We start from the raw sequence: 4,270 nt of genomic DNA on the forward strand, positions 1-4,270 counted from the left end.
TCCTGGGCGTCCTGATAGGCCTTCGCAGCGTCCTTCAGGGCCTCCGCGACCGTGGCGTCACCGGTCGGTGGCTTGGTCGTGTCGTCGCCGCCGCCGCCACCGCCCCCGCCACCGCCGCCGTTGTCCTGGCCGTCGTCCGTGGAGTCCGATGGTTCGCTCTGACCGAAGACCACGTCCAGCGCCTTGCTGAGCGAGCTCTCGAGGGCGGTCTTGTTCCCGTAGCTGACCAGCACCTGCCGCAGCAGCGGAAGGTCGGTACTGGCGCCGCGCAGATAGACCGGCTCCACGTACAGCAGGCCGCCCCCGAGCGGGACCGTCAGCAGATTGCCGTACTCGATCTCCGAATCGCCTCTCTTGAGGATGTTGAGCGTATTGGCGATCTTGTCATCGGAGTTGAAGTTGGCCTGCACCAACTGTGGACCTGGCACACCGGTATCGGACGGCAGCTTCAGGATTCTGATCTTGCCGTAGCTGTCGCTCTCCGAGTCCGCGTCCACCGCCACGAACGCGCCGAGGTTGTCCCGGCCCTTGGGCGTGAGCGTCGTCGTCAGCGAGAAGGTCTGCTTCTTCTGGTCCGGCATCTTCATGCTCAGGTAGTACGGCGGCACCGAGTTGCCCTTGTTGGTCGGGTCGTCCGGCACCTGCCACACCTCACTGCCGCTGTAGAACGTCACCGGGTTGGTGACGTGGTAGCGGGTGAGCAGCTCGCGCTGCACCTTGAACAGGTCCTGCGGATAGCGCAGATGCTCCATCAGGCTGTCGCTGATCGCGCTCTTCGGCTTGACCGTCCCCGGAAACGCCTTCTTCCAGGTCTTCAGCACCGGGTCCTTGGTGTCCCACTCGTACAGCGTGACCTTGCCGTCGTAGGCGTCGACGGTCGCCTTGACCGAGTTCCGGATGTAGTTGACGTTGTTCTGCTGGGCGACGACCGACCGCTCGCCGTCGGTGTCGTTGAGCGAGTCCGCGGTCGTGTCGCCCAACGTCGTACGGGACGCGTACGGATAGCCGTCCGTCGTCGTGTAGGCGTCGACTATCCACTTGATCCGGCCGTCGACCACCGCCGGATAGGCGTCGCCGTCGATGGTCAGCCACGGGGCGACCGCCTCGACGCGCTCCTTGGGCGTGCGGTTGTAGAGGATCCGCGAACCGTCCCCTATGGCCCCGGAGTAGAGGATCTGGGGCTCGCTGAAGGTCAGCGCGTACGCGGCACGGGTGATCGGGTTGGACAGCTTGACGCCGCTGTCGCCCTGGTACCGGTAGGTCTTCTCACCATCGCGGCTGGAGTAGTCCAGCTCCTTCTGCGGACCGCCGACGATCGAGTACTGGGTGGTCTTCTCGCCGTAGTAGATCCGCTGCTCGTACTCCGGGAGCTGGCCCCTGGCGGGCAGGTCGTCCTCGATGAAGTCCGGGGCGCCGCGCCGTGTCGTGGACGTCGTGGTGCCCTTGGCCGCGACCGCGCCGTACCCATGGGTGTACTTGAAGTGGTCGTTGATCCAGTTGTGCTCGGGGATGCCGCTCGCGTTCAGCTCGCGCAGACCGATGACGGTGTCCTGCTCCTTGCCGTCCGGGGTCTTGTAGCGGTCCACGTCCAAGGTGTGGGGGAAGCTGTAGTAGTCCTTGACCTTCTGGAGCTGCTGGAAGGTCGGCGAGACCACATTCGGGTCGAGCAGCCGCAGGCTCGCCGTGTTGTCGGCCTCGGCACGCAGCTGCTTGCGGTCCGCGTTCTTGGACGCCTCGCCCTCGTAGGGCGACACCTCGGAGTCGTCGAGGCCGTACGCCTTGCGCGTGGCCTCGATGTTCTTCTCGATGTACGGCGCTTCCTTGGCCTGCTCGTTGGGCTGGACCTGGAACTTCTGCACGATCGCCGGGTAGAGCCCGCCGATCAGGATCGCCGACAGCACCATCAGGCCGAAGCCGATGACCGGCAGCTGCCAGGTGCGCCGCCACAGCGTCGCGAAGAAAAGCACCGCGCAGATCGCCGCGATGCAGAAGAGGATCGTCTTCGCGGGCAAATAGGCGTGGGCGTCCACATAGCGCAGGCCCGTCCAGTTGCTCGTCGCCTTGAAGTCGCTCGACTTCACCGCCAGGCCGTACCGGTCGAGCCAGTACGCCACGGCCTTGAGAGAGACGAAAATGCCCAGCAGCACCGACAGATGGCCGGTGGCCGCGCCCGTCGCGCGGGCACCCGGGCTGGTGACGCGCAGCCCCCCGTAGAGGTAGTGCACCAGCGCGGCCGCGACCAGCGAGAGCACCGTCGCCGCGAAGCCGAAGCTCAGCAGGAAGCGGTACCAGGGCAGATCGAAGGCGTAGAACGACACGTCCTTGTGGAACTGCGGATCGTACTGGTGGAACGGCACACCGTTGACCCACAGCAGCCAGGTCCGCCACTGACCGGACGCGGACGCACCCGCGATCAGCCCGACCAGCACGGTGACCGCCAGCAGCACCCACTTCTTGTAGGGGGCGATACCCATGCGGTAGCGGTCCAGGCTCTGCTGCTCCAGCGACATCGCGCTCAGCGGCGGCCTCAGCCGGTGCGCCAGCCAGATGTTGATCCCGACGGCCAGGGCCATCAGGAAGCCGAAGACGAAGAACAGCCCGATCTTGGTCCACAGGGTGGTGGTGAAGACCGAGGAGTAATGGACCGAGCGATACCAGAGCCAGTCGGTCCAATACCCCGCGAACATGACGAAGAGCATGGCCAGCACGGCCAGCACACCCAGGGTCATGAGCAGGGTCCGGACTCGCCGGGACGGTCGGCCGACTCTGATCCGCGGCCCTGTCGGGCCTCCGCCGCGGTCCGGCATCTGGAAAGCCAAGGTGCGCACCTCGAAGTTCGCTGTCGACTGAGCGGGTCCGGGCAGTAGGACCCAATGGAGCAACTTACTCAGGCTTTACTCAGTTCCCGTTTCCGGGTCCGATCAGGGCACGATATGACCCATGTCGAACGTTCCCCCCGCCTCCGGGCCGCTGTCCGCCAATCCGCTGACCCGTGCCGTCCTCGAAATCGACGAGTACGCCGCCGGGCTCGGCTGGGACCGCCCGGCCCGCCTCTTCGCCCTCGTCAACACCGCGCGGCTGCGCACCCAGGAGCCGGGCCTCGCCGCCCAGCTCGGGCTCGACGAGGAGACCGAAGACGCCCCCGCCTCCTCGCTCACCCCCATCGAGCAGGACGAGCTGCCCGCCAACACCCCCCTGGACGAGTTCCTGGCCACCATCGCCTGGCCCGACGCGGTGGCCGGCTGCGCGCTGACCGTCGAGCGGCTGATGCTGCCGCCGTCCGCCGAGGGCTCCATGCCCGAGGGCCTGAACGAGAAGCAGCTGACGGCATGGGTCGCCAGGCACCCGGAGCGCCAGGAGGTCCGTATGACGGTCGCGGTGCTGCGGGACGGGGGGCGCGAGGCGGCGGTACGGCTGCGCGAGAAGGACTCGCCCACCGAGGTGCTCACCGGCGCCGGCCTGGTGCCGGGGCTGGCCGAGGCGCTGTCCGCCACCTTCGCCGAGTGATGGTTGTGTCTGCCGGGTGACCGTTGTGGGGCGGGCCCCCGGCCCGCCTCCGCGGGGTGGCCGGGGCGGGGGCCGACGCTCAGCTCTCGGTGCGGTTCAGCTCTCCGCTCGGTTCAGCTCTTGGTGCACTTGGGCAGCGCGGCGGTGTCCCCCTCGCGGATCTGCTTCAGGGCCTTCACCGCCCCCTTGAGGGTGTGCACCTTGACCAGCGTGAGGCCGTCGGGCTTGTCCGACGCCGCCGCCGCGCAGTTCTCCTGGGGCGTGAGGAAGTACTCAGCGCCCGCGTCCCGCGCACCGATCGTCTTCATCTGGATCCCGCCGATCGGGCCGACGGTGCCCTTTTCGTCGATGGTGCCCGTGCCGGCGATGAACTTCCCGCCGGTCAGATCGCCCGTCGACAGCTTGTCCACGATCCCCAGCGCGAACATCAGCCCGGCGCTCGGCCCGCCCACATCGGCCAGCTTGATGTCGATCTTCAGCGGGAAGGTGTAGTCGACCCCGGCCTGGATGCCGACGATCGCCCGGCCGTCCTCCGCCTTCTCGGTGGTGACGGTGACCGACTTCCGGGCCGTGGCCTCCTGGTTCTTCTTCTCCGCGGCAGCCGCGTCCTTGGCCGGGATGATCGAGAAGGTCACCTTCTCACCGGGCTTGTGCTTGGTGATCAGCTTGGCGACGTCCTCCGGGGCGCGCACCGCCGAGCCGTCCACCTCCTTGATCACATCGCCCGCGTGCAGCCGGCCCTGGGCCGGCTTGTCCCGCTGTA

The 4,270-nt window shown here is 67.5% G+C and carries 3 protein-coding genes; 1 reads left to right on the forward strand and 2 read right to left on the reverse strand.

The window, feature by feature from the left end:
- A partial coding sequence (locus CCN51_RS43685; protein WP_107426224.1) for a UPF0182 family membrane protein occupies positions 1–2,807 on the reverse strand: 2,807 nt, incomplete at its 3' end.
- Positions 2,808–2,940: 133 nt separating this feature from the next.
- Between CCN51_RS43685 and CCN51_RS43690 the strand changes: the two genes are divergently transcribed.
- Positions 2,941–3,507, forward strand: a complete 567-nt coding sequence (locus tag CCN51_RS43690; protein WP_014176617.1) for a PPA1309 family protein — start codon at positions 2,941–2,943, stop codon at positions 3,505–3,507.
- A gap of 113 nt (positions 3,508–3,620) precedes the next feature.
- On the opposite strand, the gene CCN51_RS43695 is transcribed toward CCN51_RS43690, so the two are convergent.
- On the reverse strand, positions 3,621–4,270 hold a 650-nt coding region (locus tag CCN51_RS43695; protein WP_143676087.1), incomplete at its 5' end, for a YlbL family protein.

This window comes from Streptomyces milbemycinicus (assembly GCF_002154605.1).
In the GTDB taxonomy this organism is placed as follows: Bacteria; Actinomycetota; Actinomycetes; order Streptomycetales; family Streptomycetaceae; genus Streptomyces; species Streptomyces milbemycinicus.